The sequence below is a fragment of the Peribacillus sp. B-H-3 genome (assembly GCF_048572925.1).
Taxonomy (GTDB): Bacteria; Bacillota; Bacilli; order Bacillales; family DSM-1321; genus Peribacillus.
On record NZ_CP183879.1, the window covers coordinates 729,689 to 750,157 of the forward strand.

Consider the following 20,469-nt stretch of genomic DNA (forward strand, 5'->3'; position numbering starts at 1 on the left):
GAATTAGCAGAGATTAATAGAATCATGGGAAGGAACGGAGCAGGAAAGTCCTCTGTCGGGGATATGGTAACTTGGGCGTTATTCAGTACAGATATTCTCGGGTCAAAGTTAGATCCTAAGCCAATTCATGACTCATCACTTGAAACCAAGATTGAACTTCTGCTTGAAGTTGATGGGAAAGACATCAAGCTTTGCCGCAGCCAAAAGAAAACAGCAAGTTATCACATTGATGGTGTGCCAGAAAAAGCTACAGCCTATAACGAGCTAGTTGAATCCTTGTTCGACAAAGATCTTTTTCTATCTTTATTTAATCCAACGTACTTCTTTACTCAGAAGTGGCAAGAACAGCGCCAGCAGGTTCTCCAGTATGTCGATGAACCTCTAAATGCTGAAGTGTATGCGGAAATGCTTCCTATTCATAAAGAAGCTCTTGAAGGTCCACTGAAAAAGCATTCATTAGAGGATTTGGAGAAAATACATCGTGAGCGTTTCAAAACACAGGATAAAGCTTTAGAAAGGGCTGGGGAGAGGGTGTTAACCCTTGAAGAACAACTATCAAGTGCGAATACTGACGAGTTGGATAAGAATGCGATTCAAAAGCAAATTGAAAACCTAATAAAAGAACGTGATGCTCTGGATGACAAGCGTTTTGAACAGCAGCGAACTAACCAAAGCCGTTTAAGGATAGAGTCCAAAGTGGAATCTATTAAAAGCCAGATTACCCGTCAAAGAAACTTGGTAGATTCGATTAAAAATGAAAGCATTGATGAACATTGTGCCACATGTGGACAAGCTCTTGATGAAGAATCTATACAAAATGTAAAAGATTCGCTTAATAGCCGCTTTTCAAAAGAAGTGCAGGCCGGCAAACAATTAGTGGCTGAATATAACGAACTGAATGAACAACTTAAAGAGTTACCTGAATTATTAGAAGTGGATTCATCTGCTATTACAAAAGAGTTAGATGCGAAAATTTATCCTTTACGTTCGCAGCTTGAGCAAGCCAGCCGACTGGTAAAGCTGAAAGAAGATATTGAAGCAGCCAAAGCAAACCGGGATATCATTCGGGAAGAGCGTGCTGAATCTCAGCGGATTATCGAAGCCATAAAAGTCTTTAGAGGGAAGCAAGCTGAACTAATGGTGAAGAAGGTCGGGGACCTTTTTACAACAATATCTGTTCGCCTTTTCGAGGAATTAAAGAACGGTGATTTTAGAGATACATTTGAAATTGAAATGGATAACAAACCATATAGCAAACTATCAACGGCCGAAAAAATCAAATGCGGATTAGAAATGATTGAGGTTCTTAGCCAGCAATCTGGGGTTATTACTCCCACTTTTGTAGACAATGCGGAATCAATCCTTAAATATACAGCTCCTGCCGGCCAATTAATCACCGCAAAAGTAAAGGCTGGGGAATTTAAAATCGAAACTGAAAATCCTAATAAGGAGGTTGCATAAGCATGAGTGAAAACCAAATGGTTCAAAAAAATGATCCTAACGAGGTTGTAGTCGGAGGAATGACACGCGGGGAAGTGGCAACGTTAAAACAAACCCTCACACCACAAGGAATAAACGATGCACAATTTAACCTATTTATTCAAACTTGTGCTGCATCCGGTCTAAATCCTTTCATGAATCATATCTATGCCATTCCTTACAAAGGCAAGATGAACATTCAAATAAGTGTTGAAGGAATCCACTTCTTAGCTAGAAAACATCCAGAGTATATTACGGCCAGCGGTGAGGTTATTGGAGAAAACGAAGTTGAAAACTTTGAAGCTGAACTTGTGGATGGTGAGTTCAAAATCCTTAAACATAAAATTGCTTTACCGCTCAGAGGAAAAGCTGTAGCAGCCTACGCCATAGCTAAACGAAAAGGTGCACCTGATCAGGTTGTATTTATGGACCGTAGCGAGGTTGAGCATTTGGAAAAAGGAATTAATCCTCTCTGGAAGTCAAACTTTAATGACATGTTCAAGAAGCATGTCTTAAAGAGAGCTCTTAAAGCGCAGTTTGGTGTTGATATTGATGATCATACCGTTGAAGGAAGTGTTGATTCAGTCCAGGACAATGCAAGAAGAATGGAACGGAAAGAAATTTCAATTGAAGATGGGGAATCCATCGATGAAGAAGATGCAAAAACTGCACTAATAAATGAAATTAAGCAAGATGCTGGAAAATTTGGATTTACAGATAAGCAAGTTAACGAAATAGCTCAAGAACGGTTCCAACAAGAAATAAATGAATTAAGCATTCAGAAATTAGCTGCACTTAAAAAATTCGTGGAATTAGAAGGGCAAAGAAGCAAGGCAAAGGTTAAAGAGGCTGAAACGATAGAGGCAAGCTTTGAAGAAATTAAATCCACGCCGACAGAAGCACCTGTTGAACAAGAAAAAGAACAATATGGAGAAGCCCCTCCGGACATGATGAGCTTTGAAATGGATTTTGATGAAGATAATCCTCCGTTCCTATGATAGGTGACAGTGACGTTCCGCACCGTGTTTTGCTTCCGAAAAAAATTTGGGAGCAGGCACGGGACAAGGAACACTTAAAGCGGTTGATCTATGAATATATCGCCAAAGGCTATCCAGATTATCGAATAAAAGCAGTAAAAGATGGCTTTGCAATTTGCACCAAATGATGGGAATAAGAGGGGAGGTTCACCATGAACTACATAAAGCTGATAAATACATTCTATGATCGGCTCGAAACAAATTCACTTAGCACATCGGCAATTGCTTTATGGCATGCCTTGGTGCACATAAACAATAAGGCCGGATGGCAGAGAGAATTTACGGTGGCTGTATCGGTGCTTTGTATTAAAACCGGCCTCTCTGAAAGAACCATTAGCAATGCAAGAAACGAATTGAAAACCAAAGTCTATATAGATTTTAAATCCAGGAAGGGTAAGCAGTCAGCAATTTACAGCTTAATTGATTTGTCGGCAACTATTGCCGACAAAGTTTCCTACAACGTTTCCGACAAGAAGGAATTAGAGGAAGATAAGCAACCAGTCAATGTATTTGGATTCTTTGAGGCGGAAGGATTCGGCACTATTAGTGGTTTCACTGCAGAACGGTTAGGCAGCCTGATTGATGATTACGGAGAGGAAAAAGTGCTGGAGGCTATGAAAGAAGCAACCTTACATGGAGCGAGAAACCTTAAGTATGTGGAAGCTGTTCTTAAAAACCCTGATAAACCTACAAGAAAGGGGACCATTAATGGCTACAACAATAGATCAAATTCTCGAAAACCTGCGGCACCGGAACAATCAATCACAGGAAATGAAGTTGGATGGATTGGAAGAAGAAAAGCCTAAATGTCTTAAATGCAAGGATAAGCAGATCATCATTTATAGGGTTCATGAAAATACGGAATGGATTGCTGAAACGAGAGGAACGGATTGCAGACTAACTCCTGCCAGCATGGTATTGGAAGATGATTACCTTGCGGGCAAGATATGTGGACCTGAAGAGGCAAAGGAGTGGCATACAACCTTTTCAATCCGATGTGATTGTGTTCAGCGGTATAAAACAGAACGTATCATCAAGGCCAGTGAGATTACCGACCAATTTAAGAAGCTGGGTTTTCAAAATTTTATAAGAAACGGAAAACCGAAGGTCATAGCAGATGCCTATGATTGTTCCATGGCCTACCTAAAAGGCTATCAAACTATTAAACAGGAACGGCAGAACAGCATTGCTTTGTTGGGGCAGCCTGGTGCCGGCAAGACGCATTTGCTTACCGCGATATCCAATAACCTTATTCAACGTGAGAGCGTGCCTGTACTTTATTTTCCATACGTTGAGGGATTCAGTGACCTGAAAGATGATTTCGATAAGTTAGAAGCAAAACTGGAACGAATGAAGCAAGTTGAAGTGCTTTTTATCGATGACCTGTTTAAGCCAGCAAAAGGAGTTCCCCGGGCTACTGAATGGCAGATAGAACAAATGTATTCAGTTATAAATTATCGCTACCTGAACCATAAACCTATCCTTGTTTCCTCTGAATTGACGGTGGATCAGCTGGCGGATGTGGACGAAGCTCTAGGTACTCGAATTTATCAAATGTGCAGGGACTTTACAGTAGTGATTCAAGGTGACAGAAAAACATTAAATCATAGATTGGCAGGTGCTCCAAATGTGTGAGCGATGTAAAGGTACCCGAATTATAAATAAAATTGGCAGCTATTTCTTAGAGAAAACAGGTTGCCCTGATTGTGGGCTAGATCAATCCATACTGGCAGAACAAAAGGCCACATTCGCCAGGATCCAAGCGGACATTGACCGCAAGCGCCTGCTTATGAAGAAGGGGGCATAACGATGGAGGGAAAATCACTCCTTAAGCTTAAAGAAGCTAACGCCACAATCCGGGATATGGAAGAAAAATATCGAGTGCTGCACGCAATGTACACCATCACAGAGGACAGGCTTAAACGGGCCAATGAACGTATCCAACAGTTAGAAGGCAAACATCTTATGGCAACTGAGCACAAGCCTAAATACATGGATTTGGATGATTGAGGGGGGATAACATGATTCAATTCACAGTTTATGGTGAACCTGTCGCCCAGGGGCGCCCGCGGGCAACCACAATTAACGGGCAGGTAAGGATGTATGATCCTGCTAAGTCCCGGGATTTTAAAAAATATGTACAAGTAGTCGCTTCGCAACATAAGCCAAAAACATTATTGGAAGGTCCGCTACAACTTTTTGTGAGAGTTTATAAGCCATCACTTAAAAGCTTTAGTAAAAAGAAAAAGGCTGCAGCTGAGTGTGGCGATTTGAGACCAACAACCAAACCGGACGTTGATAATTATGTGAAGGGGATAAAGGATGCCTTAAACAAAGTTATTTGGCAGGATGACAGTCAGGTTGTCGAACTTCATGTTAGTAAGTGGTATAGCGAGAATCCACGTGTAGAAGTTATGGTTAAACCATTTGAAATGCAGCAATTAAATCTATCAATCTAGGAGGAAACAAAATGTCATATATCGATTTTAAAGCCTTAGTAAAGAAAATTAATCTTAAGCCAAAAGGCGTTAAGGAAATTGTTCTGGAGGTAAGTGATTCTGGACTTGATGGAAAACTTGATAGCCTTTCTGAAATGATAGATCAAAAGGCAGAAATTCAGCTTGAATCTTTAATCGTGAATTACAGTGTAACGGTTGATTTAAGAACAAATGAACCACTTACTCGTTACACAGTAGATGGAAACGGCACTGTTTCAGAATTGAAAAATGAAAACCAGCAATTAGAAGCTGATCTGGGTCTGCCTAAAGAAAAGCCAAAAACCAAGGAAGAGAAAAAAGAAATTGATCGTGAACCGATTGATAAATTCATCCTTGAAGGGCTTGCACCAAATTATGATGACCTTCCTAATGACTTTGCGGAACTTGTAAAACGACGTCTTGAAGGAGAATCTTTCATTAAACTAGCAAATGAACTTGATATCAGCTCTGGTAAAGTTGCGGAAATGATGGATGATTATCGCCAAAGAGTGGCCCCCCTTGCACAGGCGTGGTGGGATTGGAAAGAGGGAGAGCCAAATTCAGTAAACACTGAAAAACTGGATGAACCCGTTAAAGCACCAGAAAATGCTGATTTCCTAATTGATAAAGAGCCGGACAAGCCCGACCAAGCTGATGATAAAGATGATACGCAGGATGGCGTAGCCTAATGTCCAGGAGAAAATGGATGCTTCTCTTCCGCTGGGAAGAGGGGCGTCGTGTTTATATCTATGAGCCATTGAGAAAACACGAGCTGGAGAAACGGCTGCTTAAAGGTTGGAAACTAGATATGGGAGGATAAATAGGATGCCAGGCATTTTTCTTATAATTCTAGGGGTTATATTGGGAGCATTTGGAATGGGTCTTTTTTCAGCAAATGCATATACAAAAGGATTTAGAGATGGCTGCAGATCCCGTAAATCAAAATTCACGCGGTACAAAATGAGGCATTAGGCGGTGATTGAGTGGAACAGATGACAATCTTTGATTTTCTGGAAGAGGAAGAATCTTATAAAGACTATGCTGCTCAGTTTATAAGGACCTTGAAGAAACTCGTAAAGCAGGAAATTGTTCAGTATGCAATTCAATGGATTCATCATAATGACCCATACATTGAAAAGGACGGCGCATTGTTACATGTAAGGGTCCTGACGAAGACGAAATATCTTTATTTGAGGATATGTAACCAGAAATTACAGTTAAATCCTCCATTAAGAAAAATGCACGGGATAGACCAGGCTATTCCTTTAGAAAAAGTCAATGATCCAGGAACAGCAATCTCTGAAAAGTTGGTCTATGAAGATTTTGAAAATGTCATTGAGCTCGATGGATTGAGCATTTGGAACGAATTCAGAAATGCTGAAGAAACCAGAGAAGCAATGGCACTTTATGAATGGTAGATATACCGTACATTCGATAGTTATAGCGAAGGAGTGACAATTTTTGAAAAAGGATGATGTTGTTGTTTTTATTATTGGAAATGACAAAATAAAATACAAAGTAATCGCTGATGAATACGAGTTATCAGGAAGAAAAGTAGTTGATTTAGAAGGATATTCAGGTGAAGTTGCAACGGAATATCTTAAAAAAGTAAATGTATAATCCGTTTCTATTTTGCAGGTTGTGAAAGGAAACGTCATAAAGGGGGAATCGTTTTGAGTGAAGTAACAGTTTGGTATATGACCGAAGATGAAAGACTTGCTTACATAGAGAAGCATCCAATTGTAAAAACCGAAAAGCCCAAAGGGAAAAGGGACTTAGCCTTTGCAAATATTAATAATCGATATGAATGGGGCAACCGTAAAAAGGCATAAAAAAAGCCAAGATTTCTCTTAGCGATGGTACCTGACAAAATCCATTATACCATAGGGGGAATCTTGGTGAAACAAGCTGCCGTTAATATAGAAACTATGAAAGCTGAGATTGATCTCATGAAAAATGCGACTTATATCGTTAAGGATGGAACTATCCACGAAATCATAAAGCCCGAATCCGGTTATGGAAAGCAAATCATTAACTGGCAAGGGCATAAGCCTTGTAACGTTAAATTAGAGACAGATATAAAATTTTAAATACGCTTATCGGAAAAACCGAGGGCACTAAATGAACGCTTTTGCGTTTGTTTGGTGTCCTTTTATTATTTAAGGGGGATTACTGTGGGGGCAAAACAACTGGCTTTTTTTGAAGATATAGATGAAAAAGAAGTACGGAAAGTCATTACAAGGGAGCTAAAACAGTATAAAGCGCTTAAAGTAGCGATGGAAAACAAGGTGGAACAAGAGCAGGAAGGAACAACAATTCTTTTTCCTGCATTGATTAACCGCGAAAAAGAAAAGAACCTGAAAGTGAAACAAATAGATCGTGCTCTGCAGCATGCATTGGATGATGTGGAACGGCAGATTATTGAACAAAAGTATCTATCGAACAATCGTGTGAAGGATATTAACATCTATTTAGATTTAGGCCTTGCCAAAGATCAGTATTATTCACATAAACGGCAAGCCATCCTTTTAATTGCAACAGCACTAGGAATTATCTAAGTGCTGTTATTTTTTTTGCCGACAAAAAGCCGACAAAATCCAGAGAAAAAGCGGACAAAAATAAGGATATTTTTAGGGATAAAACAGGGGACTTTTTATTTTTCCATTACAGGTAAGATTTTCTTATCAGGTAATTAGCCTGGTGGGAGACGCACAGATCCCTTATCAAGGTGTACTCGGGAAAATCAGTCGATGTTGAAGGTTGCCAGCTGCACAGGGGGAGCAACCGGAGTCGATACAGCTGTAGTGCGGTTGATGGGCCACGGGGGAACAAAAGGTGAAAATCCGTTTGTAAGGTAATGGTGCAACAATGGCCGACCGATTTAACAATCCTAGCAATCCTCCTGGGTGATTGATTTGAGTCGGGAAACCAATACATAGAAGCTATTAGCATAAGGTGGTGCTTAATCAGAAACGGGAGAGATGAATATGAAATTAAGTGAAGTGTTGAAGCAGGAAGACAAACAGAAACTTCAGGGAGCTGCCGAAGAAGAAAAGCTATCCAGAAAAGATTGGCTAGAGATTATGAATACCAACAAGGATACATACAAAAGAGTCAGAGGTAGTATTAGAAGAAAATAACAATTCACACTTTATCCATTGTATAATCGGCATAGGGGGGATATAAGTAGTGAAAGAAATATTAGAGATAGTAAGAATTTTTGCAGCACCTGTTATTGGTTTAATAGGCGTATGGTTAGGTAGCAGGTTAAAACAAAAGTCAGATATAAAGGTTCAAAAAGAATTTCTATTAAGAGAAATTAAAATTAAAAACCTTCAAGAAGTATCTCAAGATTTATCTGATTTAATAAGAGAAGTAGTTTCTCCTTTTGGATTAATATTTAAACTCACTAAAAATAAAATCGCTTTAGGAGAATTTCAGCAAGGTAACGACTTACATCAAGAAAGAACTACAAAGTTATATAGAGGTATAAAGGTAAAAATACTATTTTTAGACGAGGATTATAAGAATAATATTGAAATCTTTTATGATAAGTATCTATTACTGGCAGATAAAATTTATGAAGGCTATTATCAATTTCAGGATATAGAACCGCAAAATAGAAAATATTCAATAGATGAAGTATCGTTTGATGCTATACGTATGGATATAGATGATGCTGCCAGTTTCGGTTACAATATTCTAGAATCGTTAAATAAAGATTTAATTGAAGAGTTGGGAAAATTAAAATAGCTCAATGACGTATAGGCTTCCATTCAGGGATGCCTTTTTTGTTTTTCAAAAAACTCTTGGGGGTGGGTGAAATGTAGTGCCAAGAAAAAGAGATCCTAATAGAGATAAAGCCTTTAATATTTTTAAGGAGCATGACGGTAATATTCAAAACAGAGAGATAGCCAAAATCTTAGATGTTTCTGAAAAGACCGTCGGCGGGTGGAAATCAAAGGATAAATGGAGTGAAAAATTGAACGGAGTACTCCATTCAAAAATACGGAGTACTCCGTTCAAAAAAACTGAGCAGAAGGCGCGTGCGCCTGATGAAGAAATAACCTTGGATAACTTTCTTGAAGAAGCTGAACTTACTGATAAACAAAGGATTTTTTGCCTTTACTACGTCAGAAGTTTTAATGCTACACAGGCAGCAATCAATGCCGGATATTCTGTGGCAACTGCCCATGTTCAGGGTCCAAGGTTGTTAGGGAATGTTAGAGTTCGCCAAGAGATAAAACGGGTTAAAACAGCAATAACGAATGACTTGTTTTTAGAGGCAGCGGATGTCCTGAATAAATACATCAAGATTGCCTTCTCTGATATGACGGACTATCTTACATTCGGCCAGAAAAACCAACCTGTTATGGGCATGGCAGGTCCGCTTAAAGATAAGAACGGCAGGCAAATTTATGAAGAGGTTAATTTCGTTGACTTTAAGGATTCCAGTTATGTTGATGGAACCATTATTTCAGAAGTTAAGCAGGGCAAGGATGGTGTTTCAATAAAGTTAGAAGACCGCATGAAAGCCCTGGATAAACTGTCCTTATACTTTGATTTGTTCCCTGATAAGTTTAAACGGCAGATTGAGGAAGAGAAAGTAAAGCTTGCTCGAGACAAGGCTAAAAAGCCTGATGACGAAAAGCCAGTTGAAATTATTATTAAACGGAAACAGAGGGTGAAGGACGATGACTGAGAAAGAGGTCAATCCTCACTTTGAAGATTTCCTATTTGACTGGAGCACTAAGTTTCAATTTTTAGTGGGTGGATATGGTTCCTCAAAGAGCTACCATGTGGCCCTTAAATTGATTTTAAAGCTGTTAGAAGAGAAACGTACTGCCTTGATTGTTCGTGAGGTCTATGACACGCATAGGGATTCCACATATTCATTATTGGAAGAGCTGGTCATTGATTTAGGTCTTGATGACCGTATTAAGTGCATGACATCTCCTATGCAGATTCGTTTTCCGAATGGCAGCAAGATTATATTCAAAGGAATGGACAAGCCAGCGAAACTAAAATCAATCAACAATGTTTCAATTGTTTGGATTGAAGAGTGTTCAGAGGTCAAATATGCTGGTTTTAAAGAGCTGTTAGGCCGTTTGAGGCATCCGAAATTAAAACTTCATATGATTCTTTCGACAAATCCAGTCGGTGAAGATAATTGGTCGTTCAAGCATTTTTTTAAAGATGAGCTGAATAATCGCTTGGTATTAGATGACGCTGATCTATATGAAAAGCGTACAGTCATAACTAACGATACCTATTACCACCATTCAACTGCTGATGATAATTTATTCCTTCCGGAGAGCTATATTGAGCAGCTGGACGAAATGAAAGAATATGATCCAGACCTTTACCGCATTGCCCGGAAAGGTCGTTTTGGCGTTAATGGCGTTAAGGTATTGCCGCAATTCGAAGTACAGCCTCATGAAGATGTGGAAGAAGCAATTAGACGTCTCCCTTCGCCAATTAAGCGGGCTGGCATGGATTTTGGTTTTGAGGAATCCTATAATGCTTTGGTTCGGGTGGCAGTGGATCCTAATAAAAAGATTCTCTATATCTATTGGGAGTACTATAAAAATAAAATGACGGATGATAAGACAGCTTTGGAAATTGTTGAATTTAAAGAGTCCAGAGAATTGATTAGGGCTGATTCAGCTGAGCCAAAGACCATCGAGTATTATAAACAAAATGGTTTCAATATGAGGGGGGCTAAGAAGTTCCAAGGTTCCCGGCTGCAGTACACCAAGAAAATTAAACGATTTAAGAAAATCATTTGTTCTGATAAGTGTACTAATGTGATTTATGAGCTCAAGCCATTGACGTACAAAAAGGATAAAAATGATGTCATCATACCTGATGAATTTAGCATTGACCCTCATACGCTCAGTGCTATTTGGTATGCCCTCGATGATTACGAGGTATCAGACTTGAAGAATCCGCTAGAACGTATGAAACGACTTATGGGCAGGAGGTGAGATTTTTGAAAACAATTGACCAGGCCAAAGCCTTTCGAAATGACTTCATGATAGGAAATGGCAAAGGGCACGGGAAAGACGTTTTAACCAGGCAGCAGCCAGGCATGAGAAGAATCCTTTCGGATGCTGATCTTACACAGTTATATGCCAATAATCGTATCATCCAAAATATCATTGATATTCCTGCTGAAGATATGACGCGCAGCTGGTTCACTTTGAAGATGAAGGATGAAACTTTGAAAAACAATATCATGAGTAAACTACGCGACCTGAAAGCACAGGACGCTTTTAAGAAGATGCGCTCTTATGAAAGATTGCGCGGGGATGGCTTTATTTCTCTAGGTGTAACCCAATCCAATCCTTTTGAATTGAAAAATCCATTAGAGGAAGCAAAGCTTAAGCGATTGGATTATATTCATGCGTTTAGCGGGATGAAGGTTAGCGATTTCTTACAAAATGAAGATATGTTTAGCCCGAATTTTGGACAAGTTGAAATGTTCCAGATCAATAGAAGGTCAAGGGTAGGGGAACAGATAGCAGGCATTAGTCAGGAGAATGTACATGCTTCTCGTATTATTCACGATCAGACAAGGCGATTAGAGGATGAATACAGAGGTCAGTCATTGCTTGAACCTTTATATGACATTATCACTATCTTGGATACTTCCTTATGGTCAGTAGGCCAGATGCTTTATGATTTTGCCTTCAAGGTTTATAAATCTGACGGGATAGATGGAATGTCTGCTGCTGATAAAAACGAGCTTGGTATGCTGATGGATTATATGTTCAGGACAGAGGCCCTGGCCATTATCGGTAAGGACGAGGAACTGACCAAACAAGGCACTCCAATTGGAGGTATTAAAGACCTTCTCGATTACGTCTGGGATATGCTTGCAGGTGCAGCCAGGATGCCGAAAACGGTGATTAAAGGTCAGGAGGCAGGAACGATTGCTGGCGCTCAATATGATGTCATGAACTATTATTCACGTATAGCAGCACAGCAGGAAAATGAAATGCGCCCTCACTTAGAGCGGCTTATACGCCTACTGCTGATGTCTACCGATGAATTGGGCGGGGCAATTGACCCTGCAAAAGTAGAGTGGTCTTTGAAATTTAATCCTTTGTGGGAAGTGGATTCGCAAACAGACGCAACGATCCGAAAGATAGTAGCAGAAACAGACACGATTTATCTAACCGATGGAGTCCTAACAGCTGACGAAATAAGGGAAACACGTTTTGGACAATTCGGGTTAACGAATATCACAAAGTTTTCAGGTGATGAGGCTGATTTAAAGGCGATGGCAGATGAAATTTATAGGGCTCATAAGGAGAATGGTACACATGGCTAAAAAAGTGCCTCCTACGCGTTTTCCTGATGCTGTCGCAGTTTCATATTACCGAGACCTTAATCGCCTTATAACAGAGCTAGGACGAGCTACGCTGAAGGTGTTTGACGAACATATCAAGCTACAGATAACACTGTATCGATCCCGGACGGATAGTTCTTCCTACAAGCAGGATGGTCCACTGTCTGTTATTCAGCATTCCATTGATTTGATTAAAGGCTTATCTCTTAATATTTTTACATCAAACAGTGTTTTAGAAACAGCGACTCGGTTTGTTAACAATCTCAATGGTTTTAATTCTAAGAACATGCAGGCCCAGGGACGAATTAAAGGAATTGATCCTACACTAAGCGAACCGTGGCTTGCTGATTATATGAAAACAACCATATCTGAAAATGTTAGCTACATTACAACCATAAAAGATGAATATTTTCCTAAAATTGAAAGCATCATCTATCAGGGCGTTAAGAATGGCAATAGCATTAAAGACATTCGCCAGCAGCTTGTTGAAAGAGTGGGAATGAGCAGGAAAAGAGCACAATTTATTGCTGTGGATCAATCGGGTTCTGTTTTTGGTCAAATGACAGCCAAGAGACATCAGCAAATGGGCGTGGATAAATTCAAATGGCTAACTTCCCAGGATGAAAGGGTCCGAGCTACCCACAAAGCACTCAGTAATAAAGTGTTTCCATACACTGAACCGCCTGAAGTTGGCTTACCTGGTACAGATTATCGGTGCCGATGTGTGGCTATTCCTGTTTTTGATTAATACTGGTTATAAGAGAAGCCTCGATTTTTTATTAATGATATAACTTATCATCATTATCGTGTTAAAATTTAATTAATTAGTAAAAAATAGGTAATTTATAACCGAGGTGAGTTAGTTATTATGAAACCATTGATTAAATTCTGTAAATGGCTTTTTAAAAGAGGTACAAATGAATTAAGTAGCTTTATCGCATTTGTTATAAGTTTTTTCGTAGTCATTGTTATGGCTCCTTTTATAAAAAATCCAGTATTGTACCTAATTCCTTTCTTACTTTTGGTTATAATAGTTCTTAGGTTACTTGAAGTAGGTTTAAGAAAAATATTAGGAAATCGCAATATTGTAGTAAACAATAGGTACTTTACTCTAGTTATGATTATAGCCATAATTATTAATCTATTTTTCATTAATAAATAAATTTAACTCCAGAAAGAGGTTGATTGATAATCAGCCTCTTTTTTAATTTAAAGGAGGTGAAAAAAATTAAAAATCAGCGTTTTGATAAAGCATTCATAAAGGATTACAGCGAAACACCAGAAGGATATCTAACCGTTACGGTACCGATAACCAGACCTGGTGTTTTTCCTTATCAGCGGCAGGATGGAACCATTCAGATGGAAGCCAAGCTGCCGGATGAAATATTCAGCGACAAAACAATCTATTCAGCCAAGTCAAAGCCGGTAACAGACGATCATCCCAATGAGCCGGTCACATTAAAAAACTATAGCAGGTATGCCAAGGGGCTTTCCCATACGGATGCCAGGGTGGAGAATTTAAAACTCTATGTATCTATGACCATTACGGATGAAGCACTCATTCAAAAAATTCAAGATGGCAAGAGGGAAATCAGTATTGGTTTTTTATCTGATGTGGTGGCTGAACAAGGGGCTTATAATGGCCAGGCTTATGAATATGTCCAACGAAATTTAGAAATTAACCATATTGCCATTGTGGATCAGGGCCGGGCGGGGCCAGAGGTGGCTATCCGGAATGACTCTGATGCATGGCAAATTGAAAAACAGGGAGGAAAAGAAAAAATGCCAACTTATAAGATTGATGGAAAAGACTTTGAGGTGCCATCTGAGGTTAAGTCCTTTTTAGATGCACAGCAGGCACGTTTGGATGCTGCAGGAACAAAAGCAAAGGACTTTGATGCACTGCAGGGCCGTTATGATGCTCAGGAAGTAAAGCTTAAAGAAACAGAAAAGGAATTAAAGGAGGCGAAGGAAAGCCAGCTGTCTGCTGATCAGTTGGATGCAAAGGTTCAGGAGCGCGTGGTCCTTATTAGTGGTGCTAAAACGTTGCTTGGTGATTCCTTTGATTTTACCGGCAAAACAGACCGCGATATTAAAGAGGCGGTGATTCAAAAGGCTAAGCCAGATTTTAAAGGTGATGGTAAATCAGAAGATTACATCGATGCTTTCTATGAGGCAACAGTAGAACGTGTGAAGAATGACGGTTTTTCTTCTACTGGACCCAATCATTTACTGACGGGTGATGGAGCTTCGAATACTAAAAAGCTGGAAGAAATGAAGTCTCAGCGCTTGAATATGAATCAATCTAAATAAAATTATTAAATTTAGGAGGTCCACTGAATATGGCTATTACTGATTACGAGAAATATATGCCGGAAGCAAACGGAAAAGGGAAATTGGCAAATTATCAGGATTATAGTGCGGATACTAAAGCTGCAGGGGAAGTGATTCCGTTTGGTGCAGGTGTTCAACTTGGTCCAGATGGTGAAACAGTCTTAACAATTAAATCTTCAGGAAACAAGCCGTATGGGATTGCACTTGCTCAAGAGGTTCACGATTGGGTAACGAAGGCAAATGATCAAAGCTACCCTCAATTTGACCCTGTTGCAGTTATTCGCAAAGGTGTTATTTGGGTTGAAGCAGGTGAGGATGTTATTACGGGTGAAGCTGCTAATATCAATCCTTCAAATGGGAAGTTTTACGCATCTGACACAGCAACGTCCGGAACCATTGTATTCCCTACTGCAACATTTAAATCAAAGGCAGCTGCCGGATCCCTGGTTCAAGTAGAAATTAATTTACCATAATAGAAAATTAGGAGAGTGAAAGAAATATGACACTAATTCGCCCTATGGACCTTGAGGCCATTGATAGCCGAATTTACGAAGCAAAGAAAGAAGAGCTAAAAGCACGTTCCATCTTTAATGTGAAGAGTGATGTACCAGAGGGTGCTGAAACATATAGCTATGATGTCATCAAACGGTCAGGTGCTGCTAAAGTACTTGCTCCGGGTGCCGATGATATTCCATTAGTTGATGCGGATATGGAGCGCCATACTGAAAGAATTTATTCTATTGCTGCAGCATTTCGTCTTACTGTTCAAGAGCTACGACAAGCGGCTATGTCTGGCCGTCCTGTTGAAGCTACTAAGGCAGATACAGCTAGAAAAGCCATTGCTGAAAAAGAAAACCGCATTGTATGGATTGGAGACGCTAAACATAACATTCTTGGTGTTACAAACGCAGAAGGTATTCAGATATTAGCATTGGATAAGAATGGAGCAGGCGCTTCGACCAAATGGAAAGACAAAACGGGCCAGGAAATTGTTTCTGATTTAAGGAAAGCACGCACAACCATTAATCGCCTGCCTGGTCATACAGCTAATACCTTGGTGGTAACCCCTGACGGGATGGAAGAATTAGAGAAAGAATATAATCAATATACCGGACAAACAGTCCTTCAATATCTACGTAGCCAGAACTGGTTCAGCAGGATTGAATTCACTTCCGATTTGGAAAAACAGGGGGTTGGGGCAACTGATTGCTTCTTAGTGTTTGATAATTCTCCAGATGTAATTGAAGTGCTGATTCCAATGGACATCAAACGCCATCCTGAAGAATATAAGTTTCCGAATTACAAGGTGCCTCTTGAGGAAAGAACAGGCGGTGCTATTGTGCGTTATCCAATGGCAATCATGAGGGGAGATGGCATTTAATGTTGGTGCATAACAAAGGAAAATACGTCCGTCATGCAGCCGGTGTAATGCTGGTACCGGGTGGCAACCAAGTGTCACCAGAAGAATTCAAGGAATTTAGTGCACATCCTCTGATGAAAATACTTGTAGACAAAGGGGAAATCGTTCCTCAAAAAGGCCTGAAAGACCTATCTGCTGAGGATGCTATCGATCTTGTAAAGGACACGTTCTCAGTTTCCCTACTTGAAGAAATGAAGGAAACAGAGAAGCGCAAAAAGGTTCTTGAATCCATTGATGCTCAGCTTGTAGAAATTCAAGGCGGAAATGGCGATAAAGATTCAGATGATGAATAAAAGAAAGGTGTGATTAGATGATCGTACGCAATACTGATAAATATGTTCGTCATATTGGAGTAAGGTTAGTTCCTGGTGATAATGAGCTCTCCTTATCTGATCAGGAGAAGTTTCAAGAAGTCTATAGTAATCCACTAAATCAGCATTTGCTAAAGGATATCGAGATTGTGGATGAAGCTGAAGAACAAGCATTAGCAGCTGAACCAGAATCTATTCCAGTACCTGAGCAGGAAGCAGGGGGCCTTGGGGATAAACCAGACAAATTGAAGAAGAAAGTGAAATAGGAAGGGGTGACGTCCTATGACAACCACACCTGGCCGAGTGAGAAGTATGAGCAAAGAAATGGCTTCTCTTTCAGATGATCAGCTGAATATGTACATTGAGGACGCTTCTCTTGAGGTGTTCTTTTTAAATGTAAAAGAGGAACAGAAGGAGCGGCTTACTCGTTATCTAGCTGCTCACCTTGCTTTCGTCAACATCAAGCGGGTTAAATCGGAGAAAGTCGGAGAGTTGGCCAGAACATATGCTGATTCCAGCAGTGAATCCGGGCTTAATTCCACGCCTTTTGGGCAGGAATATCAAAGGATTATAGCAGGGCCGCCGGTAAAAAAGAGCCTGAACTTGACGGTGCTTTAATATGCCATCTAGACGAAGTCATGCAAAAGTAACCATCAAAAACGATAGATTAGAGGACCTTATAAGAGTCCTGGATGAATTAGGGAAGTACTCCGTTGAAATCGGAATTTTTGCTTCCGATGATTCTTTTTATGCCATGATTGCGAATGTCCATGAATTCGGGATGGTGATTAAGCCGAAAGGAAAAGCCCTAACCATTCCGACTAAGGAAGCTGAGGGACGGAGTGCGGCAGAAATACCACGGCTATTTAAGGTGCCGGGCAAGAACATACTAGCTGTGCCGGACGGTGATGGGATAAAGGTCATGTTTTACTTAGTGAAAAGCGTGACAATCCCTGAACGGTCTTTTATTCGTTCAACGTTTGATGAAAAGAATGATGAATGGGTTCAGTTCATGGAAAAGCTGGTTGAGAAAGTAGTTTCCTTTAAGATCACTCCCGAGAATATGTTCAATCAGGTAGGTAGCCGTGTAGCTGGTGATATCCAGGAAAAGATGACTTCTCTGCGCTCTCCTGCCAACTCCCGAATTACCCAGGAAAATAAGGGGTCCTCAAATCCTTTGAAGGATACTGGAGAGTTAATTCGGCGGGTTACCTGGAAAGTGGTGAAGGCATAATGGCGGAGATCATGGAGTTCAAAAGCATGATTGAAGAATTCGGTGTACCTCTTGTTTCTTATCAAAAGAGGGAAGGCCATTGGGCAGAAAATGGTGATTGGATTACGGACAGTAAGCTCGTTCAAGGAACTATCACAGGGGTTGTTCTACCTTTCACTGATGATGATTTAAAATATGCTGAAAATGGCACCTATCATGCGAGAGATAGAAAGATATATGTAACACAGGAGCTCAAGCAAGGCCAGAAGGTCGTACACCGTGATATCCCTTATACAATCCAATACTTTAGAGACTTTCGGGATTACTCGGATGTTTTCATTTATATTGCGAGGTGGGCAGGTCATGAATCTGGCAGCACTTAAAGAAATGATTGCCCAGATAAAAAAGGATACAGGCCTACAGATTATTAAAAGAGATACCACCAATGAACCTCCTGATTTGCCATATGGCGTGTATACCATTACAACCCCTTATATCAAAGGAAGAGGCAGAGGATCTATCACTCACTTTGAAGATGAAACGGGAGATTACGAAAAAAGGACCAGTGAGTATAAATTCACTATTTCTTTTTCCATATATGCTGAAAACACAGAAACCACTATTGAACTGGCACACAAAGTTCATCAGTGGTTTTTATTTTCGGGAGAATACTTCCTTCAAGAAAAAGACATTGTGGTCGCAAATGTCTGGAATATAGAAAATCGAACCACCTTTCTTATAGATGAATATGAGTACAAATTTGGATTTGATGTCCAGTTCCGGGCAACAGTTGAACAAATCAGAGTCATGGAATCTATAGGAGCTGTCATTATTACAAATTAGGAGGGTGAAGGATGCCATTACAAGATGTCACCGTAACCATTGATTTAATTAAACCGCCTCAGCTGATTGGCTTTGGCAAACCATTGATTCTTGCATCCAAGGCAGGGGCTTCAACTATTAAAAACTATCTAGAAATAGCCGCGGTTAAAGCTGATTTCCCGGAGACAACAAATGCTTATAAAAAAGCAGCAGCGATTTTCGCACAAGATCATGCACCTCAGTCTATTGCCATCGCAACATATGATCCAGCAGCAGTGACAGGAATTAAATATCCGGTTGATGCAGCAGCAAAGTATCTTGATAATGACTGGTATTTCTTGCTTACCGCGGATGCCGCACTAACTGAACAGGTAGCAGTTGCAGACTTAGTTGAAGCTGCGAAATACAAAATTTATGTAACCAAAACAAGCGATGCAGCAGGACGTACAGCGTTTAAAACCAAAAACTATGACCGCACTATCGATTTTTATCACACGATTGCTGTCGAGCAACCTGACGCTGCTTTAGTTGGAGAACTAGGCAGTTATGTGGTTGGTTCGATTACCTGGAAGTTCAAAAAATTAAGAGGGATTACACCAATTGACGTTAATAAAACAGAATTGGCTGCTATCCATGCAGATGGTGCCATTGCTTATGTGACAAAGGCCGGCATTAACCAAACAAGCGAAGGCATTGTTACCAGCGGTGAATATATCGATGTAATCCACGGTAAGGATTGGGTTAAGGTCAATATCGAAAATAATATTCAAACAGCGTTTGCTAATGCAAAAAAACTGCCGTATGACAACCGGGGTATAAGTGTGTTGAATGGGCAAGTAACCACGACCCTACTGCAGGGATTTACTAATGGAATTATTGCAGCAGATGATGACGGTAATCCTCTATATTCAGTTAAAACAAAATCACGTACAGAGGTACCGGGTCCAGAACGGGCAAAGCGTATCTATAATGGCCTGACATTTTCATTCCAACTTGCTGGAGCCATTCATGAATCAAATATTGCTGGCGAAATTTTAGTGTAAGGGGGCTTATAAAAACATGGGAAATTACGATGCAAATCTATGTACATTAACAGTGGATGGAACGTTCATCACAGGTTTTGAAGACGGAACAATGATTTCTGCAGAGAAAGATGAGGATGCTTTTTCTACAAAAGTCAGCGCTTTGGGGGAGGTTATTATTTCTGAAACAAATAACCCTCTTGGAACGGTTACAGCAACTTTGTCGCAAACTTCTCCATCCTATGCTTTTCTGATGGCAAAGGCTAAGTCAAAAAAGGAGTTTCCGATTTGGGTGAATTATAGCGGCACGCCACCTGAGAAAGCTGGGGGCACCCGGGCAAGGGTAAAGAAAACACCAGCCAAAGAGTTTGCCGATGAAGCGAGCTCGCGGGAGTTCGCCTTCCAGATATTTGATTTCACAGAAAGCTGATTTGAATGGAAATTAAAAAGAAAAAAAGCAATCTAAACAGGCAGTCCAATCGGGCTGTCTTTTTACATCTAAAACTAAAAAGTGAGGTAAATAAAATGGCTAAAATCGGTACTCAAAAGAAAGTAACTGTTGAAGGAATTGAATATACACTGCAGCATCCAGGTTCCCTGGAATATACACGCATTCAGGACAGAATGGTTAATGATAGTGGTGTTCCATCTGCTGAAAAAACTGCCAAGGAAATGTTTAATCATGTCATTGTAGATCCTAAAGTTTCCTTTGAATATTTTGACGAACACGATGGAATGGAAGAGGTCTTAAAAGAAGCAATGACCTTTCTTCGATCAGGAAAATAATTCAGAGGATCCGAACAAGCTCAGGGCGGAAGTACACCGTGAAATGTGGTTTTACCGCCCAATTATTGAAAAGGTTGTAAGCATTACTGAAGCCGGCCAATTATCGAAGCGGCAAATGATGCTGCTGAATACTGCACTTGATATAAAAGCAGAAAATGAAGAAGCAGCAATAAAAAAAAGGCAGTAAATAAACCAAAATACTGAGGAAAGGAGG

Annotated in this window: 31 protein-coding genes; all 31 read left to right on the plus strand. The window is 40.1% G+C overall.

Annotated features, from left to right (window positions below; all coding sequences use genetic code 11):
• Nucleotides 1–63 precede the first annotated feature (63 nt).
• The 31 genes from ACN6MY_RS03575 to ACN6MY_RS03725 all read left to right on the plus strand — a co-directional run bounded on the left by ACN6MY_RS03575 (nucleotide 64) and on the right by ACN6MY_RS03725 (nucleotide 20,442).
• Complete coding sequence (locus ACN6MY_RS03575; protein WP_419882763.1) at nucleotides 64–1,461, plus strand: hypothetical protein; 1,398 nt, start codon at nucleotides 64–66, stop codon at nucleotides 1,459–1,461.
• Between the two features lie 2 nt (nucleotides 1,462–1,463).
• Nucleotides 1,464–2,477 (plus strand): RecT family recombinase, encoded by a 1,014-nt coding sequence (locus tag ACN6MY_RS03580; protein WP_419882764.1) that lies wholly within the window; start codon nucleotides 1,464–1,466, stop codon nucleotides 2,475–2,477.
• A gap of 191 nt (nucleotides 2,478–2,668) precedes the next feature.
• Complete coding sequence (locus ACN6MY_RS03585; RefSeq protein ID WP_419882765.1) at nucleotides 2,669–3,322, plus strand: DnaD domain protein; 654 nt, start codon at nucleotides 2,669–2,671, stop codon at nucleotides 3,320–3,322.
• A complete protein-coding gene (locus tag ACN6MY_RS03590) occupies nucleotides 3,288–4,151 on the plus strand; it encodes an ATP-binding protein (RefSeq protein WP_419884062.1) in 864 nt (287 codons plus the stop codon). Before ACN6MY_RS03585 ends, ACN6MY_RS03590 begins: the two co-directional genes overlap by 35 nt.
• 174 nt (nucleotides 4,152–4,325) lie before the next feature.
• A complete protein-coding gene (locus ACN6MY_RS03595; RefSeq protein ID WP_419882766.1) occupies nucleotides 4,326–4,526 on the plus strand; it encodes a hypothetical protein in 201 nt (66 codons plus the stop codon).
• Nucleotides 4,527–4,537: 11 nt separating this feature from the next.
• The gene (locus ACN6MY_RS03600) at nucleotides 4,538–4,975 is read left to right on the plus strand and encodes a RusA family crossover junction endodeoxyribonuclease (RefSeq protein ID WP_419882767.1); all 438 of its coding nucleotides are present in this window, start codon (nucleotides 4,538–4,540) and stop codon (nucleotides 4,973–4,975) included.
• Nucleotides 4,976–4,986: 11 nt separating this feature from the next.
• Nucleotides 4,987–5,682 (plus strand): 2-methylcitrate dehydratase, encoded by a 696-nt coding sequence (locus tag ACN6MY_RS03605; protein WP_419882768.1) that lies wholly within the window; start codon nucleotides 4,987–4,989, stop codon nucleotides 5,680–5,682.
• A 294-nt stretch (nucleotides 5,683–5,976) separates the two neighbouring features.
• Nucleotides 5,977–6,411, plus strand: a complete 435-nt coding sequence (locus tag ACN6MY_RS03610; RefSeq protein WP_419882769.1) for a hypothetical protein — start codon at nucleotides 5,977–5,979, stop codon at nucleotides 6,409–6,411.
• A gap of 43 nt (nucleotides 6,412–6,454) precedes the next feature.
• Entirely contained in the window at nucleotides 6,455–6,613 is a 159-nt protein-coding gene (locus tag ACN6MY_RS03615; RefSeq protein WP_419882770.1) for a hypothetical protein, read from the plus strand.
• Nucleotides 6,614–6,666: 53 nt separating this feature from the next.
• The gene (locus tag ACN6MY_RS03620) at nucleotides 6,667–6,825 is read left to right on the plus strand and encodes a hypothetical protein (protein ID WP_419882771.1); all 159 of its coding nucleotides are present in this window, start codon (nucleotides 6,667–6,669) and stop codon (nucleotides 6,823–6,825) included.
• A gap of 66 nt (nucleotides 6,826–6,891) precedes the next feature.
• Nucleotides 6,892–7,083, plus strand: a complete 192-nt coding sequence (locus ACN6MY_RS03625; protein WP_419882772.1) for a DUF3954 domain-containing protein — start codon at nucleotides 6,892–6,894, stop codon at nucleotides 7,081–7,083.
• Between the two features lie 84 nt (nucleotides 7,084–7,167).
• Nucleotides 7,168–7,551: an ArpU family phage packaging/lysis transcriptional regulator gene (locus ACN6MY_RS03630; RefSeq protein WP_419882773.1), complete on the plus strand. Its 384-nt coding sequence runs from the start codon at nucleotides 7,168–7,170 to the stop codon at nucleotides 7,549–7,551.
• A 429-nt stretch (nucleotides 7,552–7,980) separates the two neighbouring features.
• On the plus strand, nucleotides 7,981–8,133 hold the full coding sequence (locus ACN6MY_RS03635; RefSeq protein ID WP_419882774.1) for a hypothetical protein: 153 nt from the start codon (nucleotides 7,981–7,983) through the stop codon (nucleotides 8,131–8,133).
• Between the two features lie 49 nt (nucleotides 8,134–8,182).
• Nucleotides 8,183–8,746 (plus strand): hypothetical protein, encoded by a 564-nt coding sequence (locus tag ACN6MY_RS03640; RefSeq protein WP_419882775.1) that lies wholly within the window; start codon nucleotides 8,183–8,185, stop codon nucleotides 8,744–8,746.
• Nucleotides 8,747–8,822: 76 nt separating this feature from the next.
• Nucleotides 8,823–9,695 (plus strand): terminase small subunit, encoded by an 873-nt coding sequence (locus ACN6MY_RS03645; RefSeq protein WP_419882776.1) that lies wholly within the window; start codon nucleotides 8,823–8,825, stop codon nucleotides 9,693–9,695.
• A complete protein-coding gene (locus tag ACN6MY_RS03650) occupies nucleotides 9,688–10,980 on the plus strand; it encodes a PBSX family phage terminase large subunit (RefSeq protein WP_419882777.1) in 1,293 nt (430 codons plus the stop codon). The genes ACN6MY_RS03645 and ACN6MY_RS03650 overlap by 8 nt, the downstream gene beginning before the upstream one ends.
• 5 nt (nucleotides 10,981–10,985) lie before the next feature.
• Nucleotides 10,986–12,329, plus strand: a complete 1,344-nt coding sequence (locus tag ACN6MY_RS03655; protein WP_419882778.1) for a DUF1073 domain-containing protein — start codon at nucleotides 10,986–10,988, stop codon at nucleotides 12,327–12,329.
• Nucleotides 12,322–13,095, plus strand: coding sequence for a minor capsid protein (locus ACN6MY_RS03660; RefSeq protein ID WP_419882779.1), 774 nt, complete (start codon nucleotides 12,322–12,324; stop codon nucleotides 13,093–13,095). Before ACN6MY_RS03655 ends, ACN6MY_RS03660 begins: the two co-directional genes overlap by 8 nt.
• Nucleotides 13,096–13,532: 437 nt before the next feature.
• Nucleotides 13,533–14,660: a DUF2213 domain-containing protein gene (locus tag ACN6MY_RS03665; RefSeq protein WP_419882780.1), complete on the plus strand. Its 1,128-nt coding sequence runs from the start codon at nucleotides 13,533–13,535 to the stop codon at nucleotides 14,658–14,660.
• 29 nt (nucleotides 14,661–14,689) lie between these two features.
• Nucleotides 14,690–15,154: a structural cement protein Gp24 gene (locus ACN6MY_RS03670; RefSeq protein ID WP_419882781.1), complete on the plus strand. Its 465-nt coding sequence runs from the start codon at nucleotides 14,690–14,692 to the stop codon at nucleotides 15,152–15,154.
• Between the two features lie 26 nt (nucleotides 15,155–15,180).
• Nucleotides 15,181–16,062, plus strand: a complete 882-nt coding sequence (locus ACN6MY_RS03675; RefSeq protein WP_419882782.1) for a DUF2184 domain-containing protein — start codon at nucleotides 15,181–15,183, stop codon at nucleotides 16,060–16,062.
• Nucleotides 16,062–16,394: a hypothetical protein gene (locus ACN6MY_RS03680; RefSeq protein ID WP_419882783.1), complete on the plus strand. Its 333-nt coding sequence runs from the start codon at nucleotides 16,062–16,064 to the stop codon at nucleotides 16,392–16,394. Before ACN6MY_RS03675 ends, ACN6MY_RS03680 begins: the two co-directional genes overlap by 1 nt.
• Before the next feature lie 17 nt (nucleotides 16,395–16,411).
• Nucleotides 16,412–16,678 (plus strand): hypothetical protein, encoded by a 267-nt coding sequence (locus ACN6MY_RS03685; RefSeq protein ID WP_419882784.1) that lies wholly within the window; start codon nucleotides 16,412–16,414, stop codon nucleotides 16,676–16,678.
• Between the two features lie 16 nt (nucleotides 16,679–16,694).
• A complete protein-coding gene (locus ACN6MY_RS03690; protein ID WP_419882785.1) occupies nucleotides 16,695–17,030 on the plus strand; it encodes a DUF4054 domain-containing protein in 336 nt (111 codons plus the stop codon).
• A 1-nt stretch (nucleotide 17,031) separates the two neighbouring features.
• Nucleotides 17,032–17,646, plus strand: coding sequence for a hypothetical protein (locus tag ACN6MY_RS03695; protein WP_419882786.1), 615 nt, complete (start codon nucleotides 17,032–17,034; stop codon nucleotides 17,644–17,646).
• On the plus strand, nucleotides 17,646–18,008 hold the full coding sequence (locus ACN6MY_RS03700; protein ID WP_419882787.1) for a hypothetical protein: 363 nt from the start codon (nucleotides 17,646–17,648) through the stop codon (nucleotides 18,006–18,008). The genes ACN6MY_RS03695 and ACN6MY_RS03700 overlap by 1 nt, the downstream gene beginning before the upstream one ends.
• Nucleotides 17,989–18,468 carry a phage neck terminator protein gene (locus ACN6MY_RS03705; protein WP_419882788.1) on the plus strand — a complete coding sequence of 160 codons (480 nt, stop codon included), beginning with the start codon at nucleotides 17,989–17,991 and terminating at the stop codon, nucleotides 18,466–18,468. The genes ACN6MY_RS03700 and ACN6MY_RS03705 overlap by 20 nt, the downstream gene beginning before the upstream one ends.
• A gap of 11 nt (nucleotides 18,469–18,479) precedes the next feature.
• Nucleotides 18,480–19,490 carry a DUF3383 family protein gene (locus ACN6MY_RS03710; protein WP_419882789.1) on the plus strand — a complete coding sequence of 337 codons (1,011 nt, stop codon included), beginning with the start codon at nucleotides 18,480–18,482 and terminating at the stop codon, nucleotides 19,488–19,490.
• A gap of 16 nt (nucleotides 19,491–19,506) precedes the next feature.
• On the plus strand, nucleotides 19,507–19,899 hold the full coding sequence (locus ACN6MY_RS03715) for a phage structural protein (RefSeq protein WP_419882790.1): 393 nt from the start codon (nucleotides 19,507–19,509) through the stop codon (nucleotides 19,897–19,899).
• A gap of 5 nt (nucleotides 19,900–19,904) precedes the next feature.
• A complete protein-coding gene (locus ACN6MY_RS03720) occupies nucleotides 19,905–20,255 on the plus strand; it encodes a hypothetical protein (protein WP_419882791.1) in 351 nt (116 codons plus the stop codon).
• 43 nt (nucleotides 20,256–20,298) lie between these two features.
• Nucleotides 20,299–20,442 (plus strand): hypothetical protein, encoded by a 144-nt coding sequence (locus ACN6MY_RS03725; protein ID WP_419882792.1) that lies wholly within the window; start codon nucleotides 20,299–20,301, stop codon nucleotides 20,440–20,442.
• The last annotated feature ends 27 nt before the right edge of the window (nucleotides 20,443–20,469 follow it).